The sequence below is a fragment of the Aeromonas sp. FDAARGOS 1419 genome (genome assembly GCF_019047045.1).
GTDB classification, from domain to species: domain Bacteria; phylum Pseudomonadota; class Gammaproteobacteria; order Enterobacterales; family Aeromonadaceae; genus Aeromonas; species Aeromonas veronii.
This window is the reverse complement of record NZ_CP077209.1, coordinates 2,720,332-2,743,042: the sequence shown is the minus strand read 5'-3', so window position 1 is coordinate 2,743,042 and position 22,711 is coordinate 2,720,332. Positions and strand designations below refer to the sequence as shown.

The following is a 22,711-nucleotide window of genomic DNA, read 5'->3' as shown; positions in this document are numbered from 1 at the left end:
TCGGATTGTAAAGGATTGCAAATTTCCTTGTCCCATATTCGGCCCATGACCGATTATCTGGTCATTCCTGCTGTGCTATATTCTCTGCACAACCAGATCGACTTATCAGCATTGGCTGAATTATCTGAGGTGTTAAATGGAAAAACGTAGACCTGGTCGTCCGGTCGGACGTTCTGACATTCGTGACAAGTTGCTTGCTGCCGCCCGTGAGCGTTTTCTCAATACTCCCTATAGCAAGGTGACTACACGCGAAATCGCGGAGCTTGCTGGCTCCAATCTGGCAATGATCCACTACTACTTCGGCAGTAAAGAGGGTCTTTACAAAGCGGTGCTGGGCGATGTCGCCGAGCCCCTCGACCATGCCTGGCAAGATGAACACAGCAATCACAGCCTCAACGAGCTGCTCAACACCTACTATCAGGTGATGGCGCCCAACAGCGAGCTGACCTCGGCCATCTCCAGCGCATTGTCAACCGAGAAGAGCCCGGGCCGGGATTTTGTGCTGAACCGCCTGCTGGAACGTCAGCTGCCGCAGTTCGATGCCCTGCTGGAAACCATGAAGTCCAACGGCGAGCTGGGTGACAACCTGGATCCCGACATGCTGAAGATCTCCTTCCTCAGCATGATGTGGCAGCCATTCGTGATGAAAGATCTCTACGAGCAGGTGTTTGGCCTGAAAGTGGATGAGCACTTCATGGCCCGTCTGGCTGACCACAACTGCCGTCTGATGGAGACCGGTCTGCGCGGCAGCCACTGATTTTGCCGAAACATCGAGATTAAAAAGGGCCATTCGGCCCTTTTTTCATAAATCTGTTATCCCTTGTTCAACGTAACGTCATCCCGCTTTCTTACTCTGCAAGCAGAATTCAGGGAAGGAGGGGATATGAACAAGATCCAGCAATGGGACATGCAGGTGTGCCGGGTCTGCCTGCTTCACGGCTACAACCGGCAGCAGGCGAGGGTGAGTCGTCTCATTTCCCGCACCGGCGATGGCCCGCTTTACGCTGTGCTGGCCGCCCTGCTCTGGTGGCAGGGGGAGGCAGAGCGGGAGCTGGTGCGACTGGCGCTGCTAGCCTTCGCCATCGAACTGCCCCTCTATCTGCTGCTGAAAAACAGCCTGAAACGGCAACGGCCGGTCGGCTTGCCGGTCTTTATCACTCCTTCCGATCGTTACAGTCTCCCCTCCGGCCACACCGCCGCCGCTTTTCTGATGGCCACCATACTGGCCACCGGCTTTCCGCTCTGGGCGCCCCTGCTGTTTGGCTGGGCTGCGTTGGTGGGGGCATCCCGGTTGCTGCTCGGGGTACACTACCTGAGCGATCTGGTAGCCGGTGCCCTGCTGGGTGGCGGTTGCGCCGTGCTGGCGCTCAGCTGGAGCCACTCATGAGGATACTGTTCGGGGTGCAAGGCACCGGCAACGGCCATATCAGTCGCAGTCGCACCCTGGCGCGGGCGCTGCGCACGGCAGGGGTCGAGGTGGATTATCTCTTTAGCGGCCGCCCTGCCGACCGCTACTTCGACATGGAGGAGTTTGGCCCCTACCGCGCCTTTCCCGGCCTCACTTTTGTCAGCCACGAGGGGCGAGTTTCTCCGTGGCGCACCCTGCAAGCCGCCTCGCCGCTTACCTTCTGGCGGGATCTGCGGTCTCTCGATTGCAGCGAATACGATCTGGTGGTGAGCGATTTTGAGCCGCTGACCGCCCATGCCGCCCGCCGCTATGGCAAGCCGAGCCTCACCGTCAGCCATCAGGCCAGCTTCAACTGGCCCATCCCGCGCTGGGGGGAGGATGGGGTCAGCCGCCAGCTGATGCGCCACTTTGCTCCTGTGGATCAGCCGCTCGGGCTGCACTGGTTTCACTTCGGTCACCCTTTGCTGCCGCCGGTGATCGACCCCATTGCCACCGCACCGGATAACGGCGAGATCCTGGTCTATCTGCCGTTCGAGCAGACCGAGGCGATCGCCGCCCTGTTGTCGCGCTTTGGTCAGCAACGCTTCGTCTGCTTTCACCCCGCCATTCGCACCCCCAGCCAATGGCGCAACCTGCGCTTCGAACCACCATCGCGGCACGGGTTTATCGCCGTGTTGGCCGGTTGTCGCGGCGTCATCTCCAACGCGGGTTTCGAGCTGGCTTCCGAGGCGCTCACCCTCGGCAAGAAGCTGCTGGTCAAGCCCCTCGGCGGCCAGTTCGAACAGCTGACCAATGGCAAGACTCTGGAGATGATGGGGCTGGCGACCCTGATGGATGTGCTCGACGCCAATCTGGTGCGTACCTGGCTCGACAGCGCCTCGCCGGGGGCGGTTTGCTACCCCGATGTAGCGGGGGAGCTGGCCCGCTGGCTGGCGGCGGGAGCCGACGAGAGCGTAGCCTCTCTGTCACGGCGGCTCTGGGCGCGCACCCTGTTTCCGGAGGAGGTGAGTGATCGCCTGAGCGAGCTGGATGGGGGCGACTGTTTATCCAGTTGCTGGTTATCGCAAGTGAGCGTTGTTGACTAGACTGAAAGGCGATCCCACCAAGGAGAGGACGGAGCAAATGCGCTTTACCAATGAAAACGGCGAAGTCATGAACCTGGCTGACAATCTCACCCTGCACGAGTTGCTCGATATGGGTGTCAGCATTTCGGTCAGTGAAGAGACCGATCCGGATCAGCAGATCTGGTTGGCGGAGCCGGATCAGGACAACTGAGTCATCATTCGGCATCAAGCCCATCGCTGAGCGGTGGGCTTTTTTGTGGCTGTTTTTCCCCTCTGCGGAATGATCCGCTGGCCATTCCCCGACTTCGTTCCCTTTTGTCTCATGGTCGCTGCGGCAAGTCATTGAATGTTAATAGCCGGTTGAAATGTATGACTGTTCTGGTCAGATAAAGCCGTGGACAAGCGTTATGAAGCGGGTTAAGTTGGTTTTTCACCCTATTTTCGGGTGAATGACGGAAAAATCCTTTTTTTCTACTGTCGACGGGGCTGAATTGGGCCGATCTGCATTCAGATAACAACAAGAAACGGATCGGGCCGTGCCGGGAAGCACGGCATCGTCGGCGGGATTCGCTAAACGGAGCAAAGCCTGGAGGGCTTTATCATGGAGATGTTATCAGGCGCCCAGATGGTGGTTAGAGCGCTGGAAGATCAGGGAGTTGAGCACGTCTTCGGCTACCCTGGTGGCTCAGTGCTCGACATCTATGACGCTCTCTTCGAAAACGGCAAGATGGAGCATGTCTTGGTGCGGCACGAGCAAGCCGCGGTTCACATGGCTGACGGTTACGCCCGTTCCACCGGCAAGGTGGGGACTGTGCTGGTAACGTCAGGCCCGGGAGCGACCAACTGCATTACCGGTATTGCCACCGCCTATATGGATTCCATTCCGCTGGTGATCCTCTCCGGCCAGGTGCCGACCAGCATGATCGGTGAGGATGCGTTCCAGGAGACCGACATGATCGGTATCTCCCGCCCGGTGGTGAAGCACAGCTTCCTGTGCAAGAAGGCGAGCGATATTCCCGAGGCCATCAAGAAGGCCTACTACATTGCTGCCAGCGGCCGCCCGGGGCCGGTGGTGGTGGATCTGCCCAAAGATGTGCAGAACCCGAAAGAAAAATTCCCCTACCAGTATCCCGAGACGGTCTCCCTGCGCTCCTACAACCCGACCAAGTCTGGCCATAAAGGGCAGATCAAGCGGGCAGCCAAGCTGCTGGTAGAAGCCCAGCGCCCGGTGATGTACGTGGGCGGTGGTGCCATCAACGCCAATGCGGACCATCTGGTGACCAAACTGGCGGAGCTGCTGAATCTACCGGTGACCACCACCCTGATGGGGCTGGGGGCCTTCTCCGGTGTCCATCCGCAATTCATCGGCATGCTGGGGATGCATGGCACCTTCGAAGCCAACAAGACCATGCACAACGCGGATCTTATCTTCGCCGTGGGTGCCCGCTTCGATGACCGCGTCACCAACAACGTGGCCAAGTTCTGCCCCAATGCGACCGTGGTTCATATCGATATCGACCCCACCTCCATCTCCAAAACGGTGCAGGCCCATGTGCCTATCGTCGGCTCGGTGGAGACCGTGCTGGAGCAGATGCTGGAAGTGATCCGCGAGTGTGGCTTCGATAACGACAAGGAGGCGCTGGCGGACTGGTGGAGCCAGATCAACCAGTGGCGCTCCCGTCACTGTCTGGCCTACGAAAAGTCGGCTACCCAGATCAAGCCGCAACAGGTGATCGAGACCCTCTACAAGGTGACCCAGGGTCAGGCGTTCGTTGCCTCCGACGTGGGCCAGCACCAGATGTTTGCTGCCCTCTACTACCCGTTTGCCAAACCGCGTCAGTGGATCAACTCAGGGGGCCTCGGCACCATGGGTTTCGGCATTCCGGCCGCCATGGGGGCCCAGTTTGCCAACCCGGATGCTGTGGTCTGCTGCGTCACCGGCGATGGCTCGGTGCAGATGAACATTCAGGAGCTCTCGACCTGCATGCAGTACGGGGTGCCCATCAAGATCATCTCCATCAACAACCGTGCGCTGGGCATGGTCAAGCAGTGGCAGAAGATGTTCTACGGCGGTCGTCACAGCCACTCCTACATGGAGTCCCTGCCGGACTTCGTCAAACTGGCGGAAGCCTACGGCCACGTCGGTATCGCGGTGAGCGATCCGGCCGAGCTGGAGAGCGCCATGGAGAAAGCCTTCGCCATGAAGGATCGGCTGGTGTTCATGGATATCTCGGTCGACCCGGATGAGCACGTCTATCCGATGCAGATCAAGTTTGGCGCCATGGATGAGATGTGGCTGAGCAAGACGGAGAGAACCTGACGATGGAACATATTATTTCGGTCGTGCTCAAGGAGCTCAAGTTTGGTTCCATCAAGGACGAGATGTGGCTGAGCAAGGCGGGGGAAATATCATGAGGCATATCATTTCGGTACTGCTGGAGAACGAATCCGGCGCCCTGAGCCGCGTGGTGGGTCTCTTCTCCCAGCGCGGCTACAACATCGAGACCCTGACGGTGGCACCGACCGAGGATCCCACTCTGTCGCGCATGACCATAGTCACCATGGGTGACGAGCGGGTGCTGGAGCAGATCCAGAAGCAACTGCACAAGCTGGTGGATGTGCTCAAAGTGTGCGATTTGAGCGAAGGGGAGCATATCGAGCGGGAGATCGCGCTAGTCAAGGCGCGCGCCGCCGGTGGGGCCCGTGACGAGCTGAAACGGCTGGCGGATATCTTCCGTGGCCAGATCGTCGACGTCACCCCCGAGCAGTACACGGTGCAGCTGGTGGGCACCAGCGAGAAGCTGGATGCCTTTATCAAGACTGCCGCCCAGACCAACGAGATCATCGAAGTGGTGCGCTCCGGCGTCTGCGGCATCTCGCGGGCGGACAAGGCGCTGCGGCCCTGATGGCTGGCGGGACAGCTGATGACACGTCAGCTGCCGCAGAGTGAAAGAAAAGAGGGCTCTGCGGAGCCCTTTTTGTTTGGTTTTTCTTTACGAGGGGAGGGGGATGTTCGGTATTCATGATCTTGCACTGTTTATGGTCTCGGGGTTGCTGCTCAATATCATGCCGGGGCCGGACTCCCTGCTGGTCATGCTGCGCAGTGGCTCGCAAGGGTGGCGTGCCGGTTCGGTCGCGACGTTGGGCATCGGCACAGGTGTCATGGTGCATGTGCTGGCGGCGGCCCTCGGTCTGTCGGCCCTGCTCAGCGCCTCGGCCGAACTGTTTGCCCTCATCAAGCTGGCTGGCGCCATCTACCTCATCTATCTGGGGTTCTCCCTGCTGCGCCAGCAGGCAACAGGAGCAATGGAGAGGGGGGCTATTTTACCCGCCCTCTCCTATGGCCAGATTTACCGGCAAGGGGTGCTGACCAATGTGCTCAACCCCAAGGTGGCGCTCTTTTTCCTCGCCTTTGTGCCCCAGTTCATCGCGCCGGATGCCCCCGACAAGGCGCTCGCCTTTATCCTGCTCGGCTGCATCTTCAATCTGGGCGGTATCATCTGGTGTCACCTGCTGGTCTTTACCACCGTCTATGCCAGCCACAGGGTACGCTTGTCACAGCGTCTTGGTCGCTGGCTCAACCGGGGCATTGGCACCCTGTTTGTCGGGCTCGGGATCAAGCTCGCCAGCGACTAGCTCGCCGCTTTCTGACCTGAGGCAGATTATCGTGCACCGCGCTGTGGTATGGTCGGCAGTCAGCTGCGGGGCCAGCCCCGCTCTCTCTTTTTCAGGTCAGCCCCACTGGCCGCAGCAGCGAGATCCCTTGCCCAGATGAACATCGCCCGGCTCAAGAACTTTACCGAGATTGTGAAGAACAACTTCAACATCTCGGCGACGGCGGAGAAGCTCTACACCTCCCAGCCAACCCTCAGCAAGCAGATGAAGATGCTGGAAGATGAGCTGGGGCTCGCCCTCTTTACCCGCAAGGGGAAGAATCTGGTCGGCTTGACCAGCGCAGGCGAGCAGGTGATGGAGCTGGCCAAGGGTGTGGTGGCGCAGGTGGAGCAGATCAACCAGCTGTCGCTCGGGGAGCAGTTGGCCACCAGCGGGGTGCTGCGTATCGCCACCACCCACACCCAGGCGCGCTACAAGCTGCCAGCGGTGATCACCGAGTTCAGCCGTCGTTATCCCGATGTGGCGATCCAGCTCCATCAGGGGGCACCAGCCCAACTGGCCCAGATGGTGCAAAGCGGCGATGTGGATATGGCGATCGCCACCGAGTCCATGTATCTGTTCGACGAGCTGGCTGCGGTGCCCTGTTATCGCTGGGGCCGTAGCGTGGTGGTGCCGCACGCTCATCCGCTGATCGACTGCCAGCCGCTCTCGATGGCCGATCTGGCCCGCTATCCCCTCATCACCTATGTGTTCGGCTTTACCGGCCGCTCCAAGATGGACAAGGCCTTCAGCCGCCACGGCCTCTCGCCGAAAACCGTGCTGACCGCCACCGATACCGATGTGATCAAGCACTACGTCCGGCTCGGGATGGGGGTCGGGGTGATTGCCAGCGTGGCCTTCGACGAGGGAGACAGGGAGGATCTGGTGAGCCTCAACATCGACCACCTGATCGCCTCGAGCGCCACCCACATCTGCCTGCGCAAGCATGCCCATTTGCGTGACTACATGTATGACTTTATCCACCTCTACGCCCCCCATATCAGCCGGGAGACGGTGCAACTTCATCTGATCAATCAGCCGCCGACTGCCAATATGGCGGAGTTGCCGTGGCTCTAGCCGCAGGCTGTTTGCCGCGCTCAGAGCAAACATGCAGAGATAAAAAAAGAGAGGCCTTGGCCTCTCTTCTGTTTCTCTGGATGCGTGATTAAGCGCTGCGGGTCGCCAGATTGATAAAGATCTGGGCTCCGACCAGCAGGCAGTCGTCATCGAGGTAGTAGGGATTTGCATGCAGGTAGTTGCAGATCCCCTTGGCCTGACAGCCGCTGCCGAGGAAGAACATAGCCCCCTTGCGGCCACGGCAGGCGTTGACCATGTAGCTGAAATCTTCGCTGCCGGTCATCGGCTGACCCTGAGCGTTGATCCCCTCGGAGGGCAAGACATCGGCAGCCGCTTGCAGCAGACGGGCGCAGGCATCGGCGTGGTTCTCGACCGCCGGATACCCGGCATAGACCATCTTGGTCTTGAAGCCGCGCAGTTCGCTCTGGGCCACGATCTCCTTGAAGCTGTTCTTCAGGATCTGGTCGGTCTCGGCATCCATGGCACGGATGGTACCGCGTGCCTGCACATGGTCGGCGATGGCGTTGGGGATGGTGCCGCCGTTGATCATGCCGCAGCCAAATACGGCCGGGCTGAACGGACTGGTGCGCTTGGCGACGATGTAGTCCATATCCTCGATGATCCGCACCGCTTCGCGGATGGCATCCAGCCCCTTGTGGGGGGTGGAACCGTGGGCGGAGATGCCATGCACATCCAGCGTCCAGGCGGAGCCCCAGGAGGACATCACACCGTTGTTGAACTTGATGGTGCCGGTCTCCATGGCGCCGTCGTTATGGAGGGCATAGACCTCGTCCACCCCCTTCATGCAGCCCAGTTCGACCATCTTCTCGGCGCCCGGTACCCGCATATCCTCTTCCGCCATCTGAAAGATAAAGCGGACGTTGTACTGCAGGCGATCGCGGTTGGCTGCCAGAAACCTGGCTGCGGTCAGGGAGATCGCCATATGGGAGTCGTGACCACAGTTGTGAGCCATTCCCTCGTGGGTCGACTTGAACTCAACGTCGCTCATGTCGTGCATCTCGAGGCCATCCATGTCGGCACGGAAGGCGATGGTCGGCAGCACAGGGTCAACCACCAGATCGCCGTGGAAACCGGTGAAGCCCGGGTAGTCGGTGAGACGGTAGCCAAAGCCTGCCATCAGCTCGCGGCAGTAGGCCGAGGTCTTGAACTCGACGCCGGAGGCTTCCGGAATGGTGTGCAGATGGTGGCGCACTTCCTGACTGAAGTCGCGCAGGGCCAGCAGGGCCGGTTCAATGTGGATGTTGTTCATCAGATGATCCCTTGGATGGAGAAGCCGAGCTGGGCCACCAGCGAGGCGCCGAAGAAGCAGCAGGTGGAGACGATCATGAAGATCAGGATCACTTTCCAGGACATCTTCTTCAGCTCTTCCAGTTGACCGCCCACCGAGAGACCGGCAAAGGCCAGCAGCGGTACGCAGCAGGAGAGGAAGGAAATCTTGGCTACGGCGTCGATAAAGAGGCCGCGCACCGGGGTCTCCGGCAGGCAGATGAGAATGCCGATGATGGTGGCATAGGCAAACGCCGGCAGGGAGGAGGGCAGATAGCGCTTGGCAATCAGCGAAGCGAACACCACCAGCGACATGGCGACGAAGCTGTCACCCATCAGCCAGAGCGGGGTGCCGGTGGTCAGGGTCTGGGTAAACATGGCCAGCAGGATCGCCAGAAAGACGAACCGCATATCCATTACGATGCTTTTCATGCTTTCTCTCCTTTGGCAGTCAGGGCATAGATTTTTTCAGCGAGCGGCAGACCCAGATAGGTAAGGGAGAGGGCGCCGAGGGCAGACGAGAGCAGATTCGAGGCTGCCGCGATACTCAGCACCTGCTGAGCCAGTGCTTCGTCGAGACCGTTGATCAGGGCGCCGGAAGCGGCACTCAGCATGGAGCCTGAGCCCACGCCGGAACCGGCGGCCAGTGCCAGCGGGTGCAGGCCGGTGAGCGGGGCGATACTGCCCAGCACGCTGAACCAGAGGGTGCCGATGACGGAGCCGCACAGGTAGATGGCCAGCACACCGATGTACTCCTGAGAGCCGGTGCCGAACTTGCCCTGAATTACCGCAACGGACGGCTCACGGCTGATGGAGGAGCAGGCCCCGATGGCGCGGCGGCCAAAGCCGAACTTCACCGCCAACGGAATGGCGATCAGGATCGGCAGCAGGTTGCCAATCTCCTGCAGGAACAGCGGCACGCCGACGCTCAGGATCATCTTCAGGTTGGGGATGATCATCCCCGCGTACTGGGTACCCAGGATCAGCAGGCTGAAGCCCACCATCTTGCCGCAGAAGCCCTCTTCTTTTTCGGTGAAGAGCTGTTTCCAGCCGGGGATGCGATCCTTGACCGGTTTGGCGGAGACAATCATGCCGATGATGACGGCAAAGAGCATTGGCAGGATCGGGATGATGGCGATGCCGATCTTGATCTCCTGTTTGCCTATCAGGTACTGGGCCACAAAGATCAGCATGGCGGTTGCCAATATGCTGACCGTGACCGTCTTGAGGGGGCTGGTTTGCTGCATAGTCTTTTCTCTTGTTATTCCCATGTGTGGCCATCGTCAGGGTTGTCCAGACCGATGATGGGGGCATCATAGGGGGCTAAGAGGGGCAGGTATGTGACCTTCATCAAGCTGGCCATATGGCATTTTTTCATGGGGTATGCCCTTTAACCCTCTGGATACCAAGGGTTAAAGGCCGTTAACAGAACGTCAGCATTGGCAGGACAAGATAAGCAAACAGGAGGGAAATGGTGACACCGCCCCGCAGGGCGGTGACGCGGATCAGACGGGCGTTTTGAGCCGTGCACTGCGCAGCAGCAGGGGGAGCTGGTAGAGCACCAGGGCGCCGAGCACCAGTCCGGCTCCGGCCAGTTTGGCGCCGCCGAGGGGTTCGTTGTAGAAGAGGGTGCTCAGCAGCAGGGTCCAGACCGGTTCCAGCAGCATCATCAGGGCGGCGTGGGCGGTGGTCATCTTGCTCAATGCATGGGTGAGCAGCCAGTAGCGCAATGTGGTGGCGATCAAGACGCTCGCCACAAACCAGCCCCATATGCCGTGGCTGACTCCAGCCTCGGGCCACTGTTCGGTCAGCAGTGAGAGCAGGGTGCCGAGCAGGCCGGTCATCGCCAGCTGGATGCAGGTGAGCCAGGTCGGGGCAATGGATTGGGCGAAGTGGCGATGGACGGCAAGCTGGATGCCGAGGGTGGTGGCCGCCGCCAGAAACCAGAACAGCGAGAGCGACACGCCCCAGTGGGTACTGCTGGAGAGCAGCAGCAAACCGGCGATGGCGATGGGCAGGGTGAGCCAGTAGTGGCGGCCGGGTTTGGCCCGAAAGGCTCCCCATGCGGCCAGCGGGGCCATCAGGGTCGCGACGCTCATGATAAAGGCGCCGCTGCCCAGAGCATCGCTCTGGCTGATGGCGGTGACCCACAGCAGCAGGCTGGCACCGAGCAATGTGCCGCAGCCGGCGGCGCGCACCAGTTGGGCTCGGCTCGGCAGTGGCTCGCGCAACCAGGCCAAGGGCAGCAAAAGCAGCGCCGCCAGCAGAAAGCGGCTGCCGATAAAGGCGGCAGGGGGCAGTTCGCGGATCGCCTCTTTCGAGAAGAGCCAGCCGGCAGCGGCCAGCAGGGTGACCAGTACCATCAGCAGCAGGGGAGTGCGGTTCATCGGGGTCGCCATGGTAAAATGGAGGGGAGAGCATAAAGGAAAGGCGCCAGGTATTGCTACCTGGCGCCTTTCGCATCTGCCTTGAACCGCCGTCGCGGCTCGCGGCCAGCAATCAGTTCATGCCGTAACGCTTGAGCTTCTTGCGCAGGGTGCCACGGTTGATACCCATCATCACGGCAGCGCGAGTCTGGTTACCACGGGTGTACTGCATGATCACGTCCAGCATCGGCGCTTCGACTTCGGAGAGAACCATATCGTACAGATCAATCACTTCCTGACCGTTCAACTGGGCCAGGTAGTTACGCAGGGCCTGTTGCACAGAGTCACGCAGGGGGCGCTGGGTCGGCTCGGCAGCGTGATTGTGAGTAGTTGTTACCAATGCATCAGAAGTCAGGGTTTGTTCGAACATATTCGGTCGGCTCTTTAGTTATCTTGTTAACCTAATCCATCGAAATACGCTTCGAGTGCCTCAAGTTGCGCGTCTGCGCAATCCAGGGCATTGAAGTGCTTACGGAATTCTCGGCCCGTCTCTTCTTCATCCAGATACCAGCCCACGTGTTTACGGGCTATGCGCGCTCCCAGATATGCACCATAAAACCGGTGCAGGTTGGTTACATGCTCGTTCATCAGGGTGCGAACCTCTTCCCTCTCGGGAGGCGGCAGCTTGGTGCCCGTCTCAAGAAAATGACGGATTTCCCGGAAAATCCAGGGTCGTCCTTGCGCAGCTCGGCCGATCATCACGGCGTCGACACCGGTATAGTCGAGGACATACCGGGCTTTCTCCGGGCTGTTGATGTCACCATTGGCGACAACAGGAATCGATACGGCCTGCTTAATCGCCCTGATCGTGTCGTACTCCGCTTCGCCCTTGTAGAGGCAGGCACGGGTACGACCATGCACGGCAAGGGCCGCGATACCGCAATCTTCGGCGATTCGGGCGATCTCCACGCCATTGCGGTTATCCGGATCCCATCCTGTGCGGATCTTCAAGGTGACAGGCACCTCCACTGCATCCACCACGGCCCGGCAAATTGCTTTGACCTGATCGGGGGCTCGCAGCAGGGCAGAACCTGCCAACTTCTTATTCACTTTTTTTGCCGGACATCCCATGTTGATGTCGACGATCTGTGCGCCCTGCTCCACGTTGTAGCGGGCAGCAAACGCCATCATCTCGGGGTCGGCTCCGGCAATCTGGACCGATCGCAATCCGCCTTCTGCAGAGTGATCCATCCTCATCCGGGTTTTCTGGGTATCCCAGACATCCGGGTTGGCCAGCAGCATCTCGGAAACGGCCATGCCAGCCCCCAATCGCAAACAAAGTTCACGGAATGGTCGGTCAGTTACACCGGCCATGGGAGCCACAATCAAGGGAGTTTCAAGCGTGTGGGGACCTATCTGCATTCCACGGTTACCATCGGCTTAGGGCGGCGTATATTACGCATTTTTTAGGCAGGAGAAAAGGTTAGTATTTGAGCGTCAGCCATTTTTTTCTGAAAAAAACGTCGCGCCAAGGCTTGCAAATTCTGGAGTTATTGAAAAACGGCCAGATTGCCGGAGACTGATCGCTGTACCATTCGGGTCGGACGCCTGCATAATTGTCAGTCCACTTGCAGGCCCGCTTTGCGTTATGATAGCGGGCTTAAGTCGAGCAAATGCTCCAAACATTTATGCAACAAAAGCGGATTGGGGATCTATGACGTCAAGGTTCATTAAATCACTCTGGCCGTGTCTGATGGGGGCCGTGCTGGGGTCGGCGCAGGCGCAAACTATCAGCTTCGGTGAAGCCTGGACCCGGGTCATCCAGCAGGATGAAGGGCTGGCTGCCGAGCAGGCCGGGGTCGATCGGGCCAAGCAGCTGCGCGAGGCGGCCAAGGATATGTATCTGCCCAAGGTGGATCTGGGGGCCAGCTATACCCATCTTGATCAGCCGATTGAACTTGATGCCCTCGATCTCAATCCGCTGGCCAAGCAGAAAGATCTTATCCTGGCACTCGGCAGCCTGTTCGGGGTCGGGGCCAACGCATTTGTCACCCCCCTGACCAAACAGAATGTGGTGACCAGCTCGGTCAAGATGCTCTGGCCGTTGTTTGCCGGTGGTCGCATCGATGCGGCGCAGGATATCCGCCAGGCGCAGGTGAGCGAGGCGCAGCAGCTGCTGGTGCTCAAGCAGCAATCCACCTTCGAGAGCCTCTCCCAAACCTATTTCGGTGTGGTGTTGGCTGCTCAGGTGGTGCAGACCAAACAGGAGATCGAAGAGGGACTGGCCCACCATCTGGATCACGCCAAGAAGCTCGAAGCGCAGGGGCAGATAGCCAGGGTGGAGCGTCTCTCCGCCCAGTCGGCCTATGATCGGGCCCGCATCGATACCCAGAAGGCGCGCCGCAGCCTCGAGATCGCCGAACTGGCCCTCGGCCGCATGCTGAAGTTGCCAAATGCCCAGCCGGGCAGCGGCCTGTTCGTCAACAAGGAGCTGCCGCGCCTCGAGGGGTTGGTGAGCCAGACCCTGGAGGTGCACCCCGGTCTCAAGCTGCTCACTGCCAAGAAGGAGCAGGCCAAGGGGATGATCCGGGTCGAGCAGGGCAAATATGCCCCCGAGGTGTTCCTGTTCGGCAACTACAACCTCTATGAAGATGATTCGCTCGCCTCCAAGACCGCGCCGGACTGGCTGGTGGGGGTGGGTGTCAGCATGCCGCTGGTGAGTCGCGATGGCCGTTCCGAGACGGTGCAGGCAGCCAAGAGCGCCGAGCTGCAGGTCAATCTGCTGCAGGCCAAGACCCGTCAGGATCTGGAGTTGCTCGTTGAGAAGACCTGGCGCGAAGCGGCGCAGGGGCTGGAGGAGTATCAATCCCTCTCTTCCACTCAGGCGTTGGCAGAGGAGAACGTGCTGCTGCGGGACAAGGCCTTCGGTCAGGGGCTCTCTACCTCCCTTGATGTGGTGGATGCCCAAAACCAGCTGGCGGGGGTCAAGACCCAGCGCGCAGCGGCGGCCTATCAATATGTGGTGTCGCTGGCCCGCCTGCTGGCGCTCTCCGGCCAGATGAACAGTTTCAATCAATATCAGCATGGTCAGGTGATCGAGGTGAACTCATGATCCCGGCCCTGTCTGTTCCTTTTTTCATGTCTGTTTCGACCGCCAAGGGTCGCCCGTTTGTCGAGGTGAAGTGATGAGCCATCCCCCCATCAAAAAGAAGATGAGCCAGGGTAAACCGCTGTTGTTGCCGCTGGCGCTGGTGATCCTGGTGGTGTGGCTCGGCTGGCGCTTCTGGCTCGCTTATCAGCCGGAGCCGGTGCATCTGCAAGGGCAGATTGAAGCGCAGCAATATTCGGTCTCCTCCAAGGTGCCGGGCCGCATCGACGAGGTGCTGGTGAAAAAGGGCGATCAGCTGACCAAGGATCAACTGGTCTTTACCCTGGCGAGCCCCGAGATTGAAGCCAAGTTGAGCCAGGCCAAGGCGGGTGAGGCGGCTGCGGGCGCCATGGCGCAAGAAGCGGAGAAGGGGGCCCGAGCCCAGCAGATCGCCGCTGCCAAGGATCAGTGGCAAAAAGCCAAGGCCGCCGCAGCCCTGCGCGGCAAGACCTATGAGCGGGTGGCCAGCCTGCACCGCGACGGCGTAATGCCGCTGCAAAAACGCGATGAGGCCTGGACCGCCTGGCAAGCCGCCCGCTACAGCGAAGGGATGGCGTGGCAGCAGTACCAGATGGCGCTGGAAGGGGCGCGGGAAGAGACCAAGATCGCTGCCCGCGAGAAGGCCAAGATGGCGGCGGGTTCTGTTGCCGAGGTTGAAGCCTATCTAGCCGATACCCGCATCGTTAGCCCTCACTCCGGCGAGGTAAGTCAGGTGCTGCTGCGCAGCGGCGAGCTGGCGCCGCAAGGCTTCCCGGTGGTGACCCTGCTCGACATGAGCGATGCCTGGGCCCAGTTCCACGTTCGCGAGGATCTGCTGCCCCGCTTCCCGGTCGGTACCGAGTTCGATGCCCGCATCCCGGGCCTTGGCGATCAGATGGTGCGCTTCAAGGTGACTCATGTGGCCGTGATGGGTGATTTCGCCACCTGGCGCGCCACCGATACCCGTCAGGGTTTCGATATGAAGAGCTTCCAGGTGGAGGCTCGCCCGCTGCAACCGGTTGAGGGGCTGCGGGTTGGCATGAGTGTGCTGGTTGAACTCTGATGGGACGTGAATTTCGGCTGCTGTGGCAGGATCCGTTCAGTCGTGCCCTGATGAGCTGGGTGCCGCTGCTGCTGATGGCGATCCTCTGCTGGATCTTCTCGGCAGGGTTGGCCCGCGACCTCAAGGTAGGGCTGGTGGATCTCGACCACAGCGTGCTCTCGCGCCAGCTCGCCTTCTCGCTGGATGGCTCGGCCGGGCTCAAGGTGGCGCAACAGTTTGACTCCATCGATACCGGTGCCCACGCCCTGCGCGGCGGCGACATCTATGCGCTGGTGGTGATCCCCAACCATCTGGAGCGGGATGCCCGTCAGGGCACCCAGCCGCAGGTGACGGTGTTCAACAACGGCCAGTTCATCCTGATCGCCAAGCTGGTCAACTCGGCGCTGGCGCAGGTGGTAGGTACCCTTAACGGTCAGGTCGGCGTGCTGGAGTCGATGGCCGATGGCAAGGCGCTGCCCGGCGCACTCGGGCAGTCGGTGCCCATCAGCAGTCAGGTAACGGCGCTCTATAACCTCAACTCCAGCTACGCCCAGTTTCTGCTGAGTGCCATTCTGCCTGCGGTATGGCAGATCCTGGTGGTGCTGTTCGGCCTCAATGCGCTGGCCCGTACCGATCGGCTGGGGCTGGACTGGACCACGCGCGGTGTCTGGTTTGGCCTCTGGCGCACCCTGCTGCCCCAGGTGCTGATTGGCTGGGGTTGGGGGATAGTCTGGACGCTGCTGCTCTTCAAGGGCTTCTCCTACCCCATGCACGGCAGCTGGCTGGTGCTGGTAGTGGGTCTGGGGCTGGCCTCGGCAGCCTGCGTCACCGTGGGGGCCTTTTTCTACGGCATCATCCGGGATCCGGCCCGCGCCCTGTCGCTGGCGGGGGCTTACACGGCGCCCGGTTTTGCCTTTATGGGAGTCACCTTTCCGGTGAGCGCCATGGGGGATTTCGCCCGCTTCTGGCGCAGCCTGTTGCCGGTCTCTCACTATGTCGAGCTGCAGATTGGTCAGAGCAACTACGGTCTGCCGCTCGCATCGGCGCTGCCGCAACTGGGGGCTCTGCTGCTGTTTCTGCTTCCCCTGCTGCTGGTGGTGCGCCGTTACAAGCAGCAGGCCGAGCTGGCCCGTCAATCAGCCGCAGTGGCAGTCGCCGAGAAGGAGCCTGAGTGATGCTGGGATTTGTCGATCTGTTGCGCCTCGAGCTGCGCACCCTGCTGGCGGATCGCGCCATCATGCTCACCCTGTTTGGCGGGGTGATCTTCTACTCGTTTCTCTATCCCCAGCCCTATCTGCATCAGCTGCCGCGGGAAGAGGCGGTGGTGGTGGTCAACGAAGATGGCAGTCAGTTGTCCCGTCAGCTGGAGTTTATGGCCGATGCCACGCCGCAGGTGAAGCTGGTGGCGCGAGCCAATTCGCTGGCCGAGGCGCGTCAGTTGATGATGGCCGGGGAGGCGAGCGGCATCCTGCATATCCCCAACCACTTCTATCGGGATCTGATGCTGGGCAAGAGCGTCACCCTGAGCTATGCCGGTGATGCCTCCTACTTTCTGGTCTACGGCACCATTGCCGAAGGACTGGCGCAGGCCGGTGGCACTCTCGCCGCCCAGGTGAAGGTGGCGCGGCTGCTGAGCCACGGCGAGGCGCTGCCACAAGCGGCCATGGGCTGGAATGCGGTGGCCCTCAACGTGGTACCGGTGTTCAACCCCACCATGGGTTATGTGAACTACGTGGTGCCGGCGGTGTTCGTGCTGATCCTCCATCAGGTGTTGCTGATGGGGGCGGGGATCCTGGGGGCGACCCAGAACCAGCGCAGCTGCCGCGGCGAGCATGGTTACTGGCAAAGCGCGCCGGTGTTGCCGCTGCTGCTGGCCAGAACCCTGGTGCTGGCGGGGTTGTTCCTGCTGCCGGTGAGCTACTTCCTCGGCTTCTGCTTCGATCACTACAACATCGCTCGCCATGCTGACCCTGTGCAGCTTTGGCTGTTCGCCCTGCCATTCCTGCTGGCGACCTGCTGGTTCGGGATTGTGCTGGGCGCCATCTTTACCCGACGTGATCTGCCAACCCAGGTGGTGTTGATCTCCTCCCTGCCGCTGGTCTTTCTGGCGGGCTTTATCTGGCCGCTCGAGCTGATCCCGGCGCCCCTCAACTGGCTGGCTCAGTGGGTGCCCACTATCCCGGCCATCGAAGGTTTTCTGCGCCTTAACCAGATGGGGGCCGACTTTGCGCAGGTTGCCCGCTACTGGTGGCAGCTATGGGGACTGGCGCTGCTCTACGGCGTGCTGGCTTGCCTGCTGCTGCGTTGGCGGCAGCGGTCGCTGCCGGTTGCTCGCCCGTCAGTCGTGCAGGGTGAAACGACCGCCGGTTAAGCGGGATGGCGCAAGCGCCCGTGAGATGGCGTGTGCGGTAAAGTGAAAACGGTCAGCCCTTGGGCTGACCGTTTTGTTATGTGGTGGGGTTAAGCGGTTTTACTGCTGCTTTAGCCACGCTGGAGCGTGGGATCCCCGATGGCGTAGATCTGCTCCACTGCCGTCTCATCCGCCAGCAGGCGCAGCCCCTGGGCGGCCACATCGGCGCGGCGTACCAGTCCGTGTACCTCCTTGCCCTGACTCAGCTCGGCGCGGCCGGTGGCGTCGCCATCCTGAAGGCCCGCCGGGCGCAGAATGGTCCATGCGAGGGCGCTGGTCTGCAGCCAGCTCTCCGCCAGACTCTTGAGACGCACTTCATGACCGAAGGCGGCGCGGGCCCGCTGCGGCAAATATTGCCAGCTGTCGCCACAGCCGAGGGAGGTGACCAGCAGCAGCCGTTTCAGGCCAGCCTGCTCCATGGCATCGATTACATGGCGGTTGCCCTGATAGTCCACTGGCACTGTTTGGCGAAAGCTGCCGAGGGTAGAGACGACCTGAGCATCTTGTCCCGCACGGGCACATGCCTGCTGCACCGCAGCCGGATCCAGCGCATCCCCTTCGATCACCTCGACTCCCAGCGCACTCAGTTCCATGGCCATCTCGGGGCAGCGCACCAGCGCAACGACCCGGTGACCCTGGTTCAGGGCATGATGAGTAAAGGCGCGGCCCAGCCCGCGGCTGGCTCCGAAAATCAGTGTGGTTGGCATAGCTGAGCTCCCATGGCAAAAGGGGCTAGCCTAGTGGCTTGTTCGCCTGCTGTAAATGAGAGTTGTTTCTATTTGTGAGCTGGCAGGGAGGAGAGAGTGCGAGCCGCCAGCGACTCGCACTCTTTGAGAGGCATCAGCCGTTGTAGTTGCCGATGCTGGGGCGACGGCTTGGGCCACTCAGGTGGATATCCACCGGATTGAACGCCTTGATCGCCTCATAGCTGAAATCACCGATCGCCTGATGCAGGGTCTGGGGCGTGTGGTTGGTGATGATGATGACGCTCTTTGACAGGTTGCGACGACGGCGCAGCAGGTGGCCGAGGAAGCTTGACTGACTCTCCGCCATTTTGGCGCGGTTGGCCGATACCTCATCGATGATCAGCAGATCCACTTCTTCCAGCGCGCGGCGGTACTGGTTGCGCTCGTCCTGATCGGGGATTACGTTGAAGAACAGCCGATCGACGATGGAGGCCCACTGCTGGAAGATCACCGATTTCTGGTGACGGGCGATCAGCTCATGCGCAACCGCCCCCGCCAGGGTCGACTTGCCGGTGCCGTAGTCGCCGTAGATCAGCATGCAGCCGCCACCGCTCTTCTCCCAGTGCTCGAAACCGCTGATAAAGTAACGGGCGGTCTCGATGGGATATTGCAGCGCCGGGTCACCGGCATCCATCTTGTCAAATACCCAGTCGGGGTTGAGGTCGGCCTGGGCGATCAGCTTCTGGATCCGCTCCTGACGGGCTGCCTTCTGCAGCTCGCGCACCTCGGCGTTGGCCTTGGCGTCATACTCCTTGCGCAGGGTCTCGTAGTCATACTGGCCGCCACCGGTCTCTTGTTGCAGGCGACGAATGCGCTCCAGAAGGCCACCCACATGGCGGCTCAATTCCGGGTCGTGAATACGGTGATCCTGCTTGGCCTTGGCGATCTTCTGGCGCTTGGCTTCGATCTCTTCCAGCTCCTGGCGCAGGGGATCTTGCGGGTCAGTCATGGAATGCTCCTTCTGCTCGATCAGGGATGGGTAGACAAGGGGTTGATTCTGCCTGCAGGCGGGGGCCGCTATCAATCATTATCCGGCTCCTGCTGCGCTGCGGGTTCTTGCGTCTGCTGTTGGGCCAGTCGCTTGGCCTCTTCAATCATCTGTTGGGCCCGTTTGCTGGGGCCCGACTCTGCCGGGGCCGGCGTCACCTGCTGGTAGCCCTGCACCTCCATCGGTTTGCGACGGGTATAGCGGCGGGTCTTGAGGGCACGAATGAACTTGAGCATCCATTGATGCTGGGAGTCGAACACCTCGGGGCGCCCGAGCCAGTAGGCGATAAACTCCCCCAGATCCTCTTCGCTGTAACTGGCATCGATCACCCCGCACAGGCGGGCGAGGGCGGGCAGCTCCTCGTCCGGTCGCCATTGCAGATGCATCTGGAAGGGGCGTTCCGGCAGCGGGCTGCGCAATTTCTGGGTAAGCAGCGGCAGCTGAAATGGGCACTGATGGTAGTGCTCACTCTCGGGCTGAGCCTCGACCTGCAGCAGGCCCGCCTCCATCAGTTCATCGAACAGCTCGGTGAGCTGGCGGGCATTGACCTGAAACGAAAAGCCGCAGGGATCTCCCGGATCGACCACTGCCAGCGCCCGACCCAGCTCGGGATAGTTGAGCCGGGCAGCCTGATTTTCCAGCACCAGTCGGCGCAGCTGCAGGGTATAGAGACTGCGAGCCGGATGGGACAATCTTGGGTGGGCAAGGGCGCTGTATTCGGCTGGGGTCATGGTCTTCTTCACGAGCTGGAGTGGGGGGCATTATCCCTTATGGCGCCCACTTGCACAATTCGGATGGCGGTCGTAGTCGTGGGGCCACCCGAGCGAATAGAGCTGCGCGGGCAGATAGGATTCTCTTGATGCCATCGTATGATCGAGGTCTACTTTTGACGCAGGGTTTCCGCGCTGACCGTACTTTTGAGCTAGTCTTAATACCTAAATAACCAATTGACTAATAAGAGCTTTATCAAGATGTCAAAAGCCGGGCTACGGATCCTGGTGGTGGAGGACGAGGCCGTTTTTCGCCACTCGTTAGTGAGTTACCTCGCACGGGACGGGGCAACGGTCTTTCAGGCCGAAGATGGTATTGAGGGGCTATCGGCGGCGGCCCTCTACCATCCCGATGTGGTGCTCTGCGATCTCAATATGCCCAATATGGATGGCCACGAGGTGATCGCCTGCCTCTCTGCGCGCTATCCCCATATTCCGGTTATCGTTATTTCGGCCCAGAGCACCATGGAGGCAGTCGCCAGCGCCTTGCGTGCCGGTGCGCGGGACTATCTGCTCAAACCCCTCGAGGATTACGCGCTGGTCGAGCGCAGCATCGAACAGTGTCTCAACGGCAGCGCCAGCCGGGCGCAGCAACTGGAGCTGATGGATCACATCGACTATTTCAGTGCCCACGACAAGGCGGCCAGCCGTCTGCTGGCGGGGCTCAAGCCGCCGGGCTTGCAGGAGTGGGGCCCCTGGCAGGTCACGTTCAAGGGGCTGGGGCAGCTGTTTATTCCCGATACCTTCAAGGTGGAAGACAAGCTGCTGGTGCTGGTGATGGAGCTGCCGATCATGGGGACGGATGCGGCATTTTGTGGTGCGCTGGTGCGATCCTTGATGAATGTCCCCTACCGCCAGTTTCAGCAGAACGAGAGCCGGTTGCTGAGCCAGCCGCACCGGTTGCTCGACTACCTCAACCATCAGTTGATGGCGTCCGGGCTTCGCCACTCTTTTGCCATGGCGGCGCTGCTGTTTGATCAGCATGATGGACTGGTGTTTGCCAACGCAGGGCTCACCTCTCCCCACTGGCTGATGCGCTCCGGTGGCTTGCCCCTTGGCCTGATGCGCAGTAGCCACTACGCCCTGCACAAACGTAGCTGGCATGAACCGTTCGCCCTGCAGTTTCGCAGCGACAGCGGCGGCTCACTGGATGTGCAGGTTCGTCATCACTGATGCCGCCTGATAAACAGGCCAAAACAAACAGGGCGCCGATGGGCGCCCTGTTTGTTGTTTACAATCCTGACCGTTTAGACGGTGGCGGATTGCAGTTTCTTCTCTTGCGCTTGCGGCTCTTTGGCCGGGCCTTCGGCACCGTGCATCCAGTAAACCAGGCGGTTGGCCATGGTCAGCAGGATCAGGGCGCTCAGTATCGCAGCCAGGGCGATGCCACCGAAGATGGCGATCGGACCGGCTTCACCTACGAAGGAGCCGATAAAGCCCGCAGCGTAGTTGGCCAGGGCAACGAAGCCAAACCAGGCACCCATCATCAGGGAAGCCAGACGCAGCGGAGCCAGTTTGGTCACCATGGAGAGGCCGATCGGGGAGAGGCAGAGCTCGCCCAGGGTGTGGAACAGGTAAGCACCTACCAGCCAGAACATGGAGGTCTTGACGGTGTTGTCACCACCCTGCTGCAGCACGGCACCGACCATGAACAGGAAGCCGATAGCCAGGAACAGCAGACCCATGGCGAATTTCACCGGAGAGTTCGGCTCTTTCTTGCCGAGCTTGATCCAGATGGCCGCAACGACCGGTGCCAGGGTGATAATGAAGAAGGGGTTCAGGGACTGGAACCAGGCGGTCGGCACTTCGAAGCTGCCGATCATGCGGTCGGTATACTCCTGGGTGTAGAGGTTCATCAGACCACCGGCCTGCTCGAAACCGGCCCAGAAGATGATGGTGAACAGACCCAGTACCAGAATAACCTTGATGCGATCCACTTCCTGCTTGGTCAGCGGTGCTTTCTGCTCGGTAGTACGCAGGGCGGCTGCGCGCTGGGCGGCAGTGACGCGACCGATGTCACCTAGGAAACGCTGGGCCATGGTGGCCTGGATTACCAGAGAGAGCAGCATACCGATACCGGCGCCGACGAAGGCGGCTTGCCAGCCGTAGGCGGTGGCAGCAGCACCACAGATCACGCCTGCCAGCAGGGAGCCCAGGTTGATACCCATGTAGAAGATGGTGAAAGCACCATCACGGCGGTGATCGCCCTCTTCATAGAGGTCACCCACCATGGTGGAGATGTTCGGTTTGAACAGGCCGTTACCCACGATCAGCAACGCGAGGCCCGCGTAGAACATGGTGTTGACCATATCCGGGAACATGGCGTGGGGCAGTGCCAGAGTGAACTGACCTGCGGCCATCAGCACGGCACCGATCAGGATGGCACGACGTTGACCCAAGAAGGTGTCAGCCAGCCAGCCGCCGATCAGCGGAGTGATATAAACCAGGCCGGTATAGATACCGTAGAGTTTGAGGGCATCTGCCTGACTCCAGCCCAGACCGCCGTTGGCAGTCAGGTCGGTCAGATAGAGCACCAGCACGGCACGCATGCCGTAATAGGAGAATCTCTCCCACAGTTCGGTACTAAAGAGCAAAAAAAGCCCTTTAGGGTGACCTAAAAAGGTCCCTTTTGACGGGTTATTCATTGGAACTTCCACCTGTGTCTTATATTTTTTTGAGTTTTTTATGCAAGGGCGAGAAACACGCCTCAATCCTTATAGAGCATGTGTGAATAAATTACAACATTATGATTTGCTGAGAGTTTATTTACTC

At 60.4% G+C, this 22,711-nt stretch carries 23 protein-coding genes; 13 read left to right on the top strand and 10 right to left on the bottom strand.

Annotated features, from left to right (window positions below):
* Positions 1-136: 136 nt before the first annotated feature.
* The 8 genes from I6L49_RS12295 (at position 137) to I6L49_RS12260 (ending at position 7,203) form a co-directional block, all read left to right on the top strand.
* Positions 137-757: a TetR/AcrR family transcriptional regulator gene (locus I6L49_RS12295; protein WP_005349170.1), complete on the top strand. Its 621-nt coding sequence runs from the start codon at positions 137-139 to the stop codon at positions 755-757.
* 126 nt (positions 758-883) lie between these two features.
* Positions 884-1,387 (top strand): phosphatase PAP2 family protein, encoded by a 504-nt coding sequence (locus I6L49_RS12290; protein ID WP_216949638.1) that lies wholly within the window; start codon positions 884-886, stop codon positions 1,385-1,387.
* Positions 1,384-2,493, top strand: a complete 1,110-nt coding sequence (locus I6L49_RS12285; protein ID WP_204480134.1) for an MJ1255/VC2487 family glycosyltransferase — start codon at positions 1,384-1,386, stop codon at positions 2,491-2,493. The genes I6L49_RS12290 and I6L49_RS12285 overlap by 4 nt, the downstream gene beginning before the upstream one ends.
* A gap of 37 nt (positions 2,494-2,530) precedes the next feature.
* Positions 2,531-2,683: a hypothetical protein gene (locus I6L49_RS12280; protein WP_005341188.1), complete on the top strand. Its 153-nt coding sequence runs from the start codon at positions 2,531-2,533 to the stop codon at positions 2,681-2,683.
* Between the two features lie 390 nt (positions 2,684-3,073).
* Entirely contained in the window at positions 3,074-4,792 is a 1,719-nt protein-coding gene (locus I6L49_RS12275; RefSeq protein WP_005339146.1) for an acetolactate synthase 3 large subunit, read from the top strand.
* Positions 4,793-4,883: 91 nt separating this feature from the next.
* A complete protein-coding gene (gene ilvN / locus I6L49_RS12270) occupies positions 4,884-5,378 on the top strand; it encodes an acetolactate synthase small subunit (protein WP_005311605.1) in 495 nt (164 codons plus the stop codon).
* A gap of 103 nt (positions 5,379-5,481) precedes the next feature.
* Positions 5,482-6,108: a LysE family translocator gene (locus I6L49_RS12265; protein ID WP_158110215.1), complete on the top strand. Its 627-nt coding sequence runs from the start codon at positions 5,482-5,484 to the stop codon at positions 6,106-6,108.
* A gap of 135 nt (positions 6,109-6,243) precedes the next feature.
* Positions 6,244-7,203, top strand: a complete 960-nt coding sequence (locus I6L49_RS12260; RefSeq protein ID WP_158110216.1) for a LysR substrate-binding domain-containing protein — start codon at positions 6,244-6,246, stop codon at positions 7,201-7,203.
* 88 nt (positions 7,204-7,291) lie between these two features.
* Here the strand turns inward: I6L49_RS12260 and I6L49_RS12255 are convergent, their stop codons facing one another.
* From I6L49_RS12255 to dusB, 6 genes are all read right to left on the bottom strand, one after another.
* On the bottom strand, positions 7,292-8,473 hold the full coding sequence (locus tag I6L49_RS12255) for a M20 family metallopeptidase (protein WP_216949637.1): 1,182 nt from the start codon (positions 8,471-8,473) through the stop codon (positions 7,292-7,294).
* Positions 8,473-8,922: a hypothetical protein gene (locus I6L49_RS12250; RefSeq protein WP_005349183.1), complete on the bottom strand. Its 450-nt coding sequence runs from the start codon at positions 8,920-8,922 to the stop codon at positions 8,473-8,475. The genes I6L49_RS12255 and I6L49_RS12250 overlap by 1 nt, the downstream gene beginning before the upstream one ends.
* Positions 8,919-9,737, bottom strand: coding sequence for a DUF3100 domain-containing protein (locus I6L49_RS12245; RefSeq protein WP_005339140.1), 819 nt, complete (start codon positions 9,735-9,737; stop codon positions 8,919-8,921). The genes I6L49_RS12250 and I6L49_RS12245 overlap by 4 nt, the downstream gene beginning before the upstream one ends.
* 258 nt (positions 9,738-9,995) lie before the next feature.
* A complete protein-coding gene (locus I6L49_RS12240) occupies positions 9,996-10,877 on the bottom strand; it encodes a DMT family transporter (protein WP_216949636.1) in 882 nt (293 codons plus the stop codon).
* A gap of 112 nt (positions 10,878-10,989) precedes the next feature.
* Entirely contained in the window at positions 10,990-11,286 is a 297-nt protein-coding gene (gene fis / locus I6L49_RS12235; RefSeq protein ID WP_005309538.1) for a DNA-binding transcriptional regulator Fis, read from the bottom strand.
* A 26-nt stretch (positions 11,287-11,312) separates the two neighbouring features.
* Positions 11,313-12,278, bottom strand: a complete 966-nt coding sequence (gene dusB, locus I6L49_RS12230) for a tRNA dihydrouridine synthase DusB (protein ID WP_019445016.1) — start codon at positions 12,276-12,278, stop codon at positions 11,313-11,315.
* 292 nt (positions 12,279-12,570) lie between these two features.
* Here dusB and I6L49_RS12225 point away from each other — a divergent pair, with 292 nt between their 5' ends.
* The 4 genes from I6L49_RS12225 to I6L49_RS12210 all read left to right on the top strand — a co-directional run bounded on the left by I6L49_RS12225 (position 12,571) and on the right by I6L49_RS12210 (position 17,396).
* Positions 12,571-13,968: a TolC family protein gene (locus tag I6L49_RS12225; protein ID WP_162632563.1), complete on the top strand. Its 1,398-nt coding sequence runs from the start codon at positions 12,571-12,573 to the stop codon at positions 13,966-13,968.
* Between the two features lie 73 nt (positions 13,969-14,041).
* A complete protein-coding gene (locus I6L49_RS12220; RefSeq protein WP_216949635.1) occupies positions 14,042-15,046 on the top strand; it encodes an HlyD family secretion protein in 1,005 nt (334 codons plus the stop codon).
* The gene (locus I6L49_RS12215) at positions 15,046-16,200 is read left to right on the top strand and encodes an ABC transporter permease (protein WP_216949634.1); all 1,155 of its coding nucleotides are present in this window, start codon (positions 15,046-15,048) and stop codon (positions 16,198-16,200) included. Before I6L49_RS12220 ends, I6L49_RS12215 begins: the two co-directional genes overlap by 1 nt.
* Positions 16,200-17,396, top strand: coding sequence for an ABC transporter permease (locus I6L49_RS12210; protein WP_216949633.1), 1,197 nt, complete (start codon positions 16,200-16,202; stop codon positions 17,394-17,396). The genes I6L49_RS12215 and I6L49_RS12210 overlap by 1 nt, the downstream gene beginning before the upstream one ends.
* Positions 17,397-17,506: 110 nt before the next feature.
* Here the strand turns inward: I6L49_RS12210 and I6L49_RS12205 are convergent, their stop codons facing one another.
* The 3 genes from I6L49_RS12205 to I6L49_RS12195 all read right to left on the bottom strand — a co-directional run bounded on the left by I6L49_RS12205 (position 17,507) and on the right by I6L49_RS12195 (position 19,900).
* The gene (locus I6L49_RS12205) at positions 17,507-18,142 is read right to left on the bottom strand and encodes an SDR family oxidoreductase (RefSeq protein WP_216949632.1); all 636 of its coding nucleotides are present in this window, start codon (positions 18,140-18,142) and stop codon (positions 17,507-17,509) included.
* A 133-nt stretch (positions 18,143-18,275) separates the two neighbouring features.
* Positions 18,276-19,130: a DnaA/Hda family protein gene (locus I6L49_RS12200; RefSeq protein WP_005341142.1), complete on the bottom strand. Its 855-nt coding sequence runs from the start codon at positions 19,128-19,130 to the stop codon at positions 18,276-18,278.
* A gap of 71 nt (positions 19,131-19,201) precedes the next feature.
* On the bottom strand, positions 19,202-19,900 hold the full coding sequence (locus tag I6L49_RS12195; protein ID WP_005349201.1) for a DnaT-like ssDNA-binding domain-containing protein: 699 nt from the start codon (positions 19,898-19,900) through the stop codon (positions 19,202-19,204).
* A gap of 240 nt (positions 19,901-20,140) precedes the next feature.
* Between I6L49_RS12195 and I6L49_RS12190 the strand changes: the two genes are divergently transcribed.
* Positions 20,141-21,112: a response regulator gene (locus I6L49_RS12190; RefSeq protein ID WP_204484104.1), complete on the top strand. Its 972-nt coding sequence runs from the start codon at positions 20,141-20,143 to the stop codon at positions 21,110-21,112.
* A gap of 74 nt (positions 21,113-21,186) precedes the next feature.
* On the opposite strand, the gene I6L49_RS12185 is transcribed toward I6L49_RS12190, so the two are convergent.
* Positions 21,187-22,584 (bottom strand): peptide MFS transporter, encoded by a 1,398-nt coding sequence (locus I6L49_RS12185; RefSeq protein ID WP_040065012.1) that lies wholly within the window; start codon positions 22,582-22,584, stop codon positions 21,187-21,189.
* Positions 22,585-22,711 lie beyond the last annotated feature (127 nt).

Bases quoted from the DNA above. Each gene is read 5' to 3' on its own strand.
- I6L49_RS12200 (WP_005341142.1), bottom strand. From the start codon at position 19,130: ATGACTGACCCGCAAGATCCCCTGCGCCAGGAGCTGGAAGAGATCGAA.
- I6L49_RS12295 (WP_005349170.1), top strand. From the start codon at position 137: ATGGAAAAACGTAGACCTGGTCGTCCGGTCGGACGTTCTGACATTCGT.
- dusB (WP_019445016.1), bottom strand. From the start codon at position 12,278: ATGCAGATAGGTCCCCACACGCTTGAAACTCCCTTGATTGTGGCTCCC.
- fis (WP_005309538.1), bottom strand. From the start codon at position 11,286: ATGTTCGAACAAACCCTGACTTCTGATGCATTGGTAACAACTACTCAC.
- I6L49_RS12185 (WP_040065012.1), bottom strand. From the start codon at position 22,584: ATGAATAACCCGTCAAAAGGGACCTTTTTAGGTCACCCTAAAGGGCTT.
- I6L49_RS12210 (WP_216949633.1), top strand. From the start codon at position 16,200: ATGCTGGGATTTGTCGATCTGTTGCGCCTCGAGCTGCGCACCCTGCTG.
- I6L49_RS12285 (WP_204480134.1), top strand. From the start codon at position 1,384: ATGAGGATACTGTTCGGGGTGCAAGGCACCGGCAACGGCCATATCAGT.
- I6L49_RS12280 (WP_005341188.1), top strand. From the start codon at position 2,531: ATGCGCTTTACCAATGAAAACGGCGAAGTCATGAACCTGGCTGACAAT.
- I6L49_RS12290 (WP_216949638.1), top strand. From the start codon at position 884: ATGAACAAGATCCAGCAATGGGACATGCAGGTGTGCCGGGTCTGCCTG.
- I6L49_RS12195 (WP_005349201.1), bottom strand. From the start codon at position 19,900: ATGACCCCAGCCGAATACAGCGCCCTTGCCCACCCAAGATTGTCCCAT.
- I6L49_RS12240 (WP_216949636.1), bottom strand. From the start codon at position 10,877: ATGAACCGCACTCCCCTGCTGCTGATGGTACTGGTCACCCTGCTGGCC.
- I6L49_RS12215 (WP_216949634.1), top strand. From the start codon at position 15,046: ATGGGACGTGAATTTCGGCTGCTGTGGCAGGATCCGTTCAGTCGTGCC.
- I6L49_RS12275 (WP_005339146.1), top strand. From the start codon at position 3,074: ATGGAGATGTTATCAGGCGCCCAGATGGTGGTTAGAGCGCTGGAAGAT.
- I6L49_RS12265 (WP_158110215.1), top strand. From the start codon at position 5,482: ATGTTCGGTATTCATGATCTTGCACTGTTTATGGTCTCGGGGTTGCTG.
- I6L49_RS12250 (WP_005349183.1), bottom strand. From the start codon at position 8,922: ATGAAAAGCATCGTAATGGATATGCGGTTCGTCTTTCTGGCGATCCTG.
- I6L49_RS12205 (WP_216949632.1), bottom strand. From the start codon at position 18,142: ATGCCAACCACACTGATTTTCGGAGCCAGCCGCGGGCTGGGCCGCGCC.
- I6L49_RS12255 (WP_216949637.1), bottom strand. From the start codon at position 8,473: ATGAACAACATCCACATTGAACCGGCCCTGCTGGCCCTGCGCGACTTC.
- I6L49_RS12220 (WP_216949635.1), top strand. From the start codon at position 14,042: ATGAGCCATCCCCCCATCAAAAAGAAGATGAGCCAGGGTAAACCGCTG.
- I6L49_RS12245 (WP_005339140.1), bottom strand. From the start codon at position 9,737: ATGCAGCAAACCAGCCCCCTCAAGACGGTCACGGTCAGCATATTGGCA.
- ilvN (WP_005311605.1), top strand. From the start codon at position 4,884: ATGAGGCATATCATTTCGGTACTGCTGGAGAACGAATCCGGCGCCCTG.
- I6L49_RS12190 (WP_204484104.1), top strand. From the start codon at position 20,141: ATGTCAAAAGCCGGGCTACGGATCCTGGTGGTGGAGGACGAGGCCGTT.
- I6L49_RS12260 (WP_158110216.1), top strand. From the start codon at position 6,244: ATGAACATCGCCCGGCTCAAGAACTTTACCGAGATTGTGAAGAACAAC.
- I6L49_RS12225 (WP_162632563.1), top strand. From the start codon at position 12,571: ATGACGTCAAGGTTCATTAAATCACTCTGGCCGTGTCTGATGGGGGCC.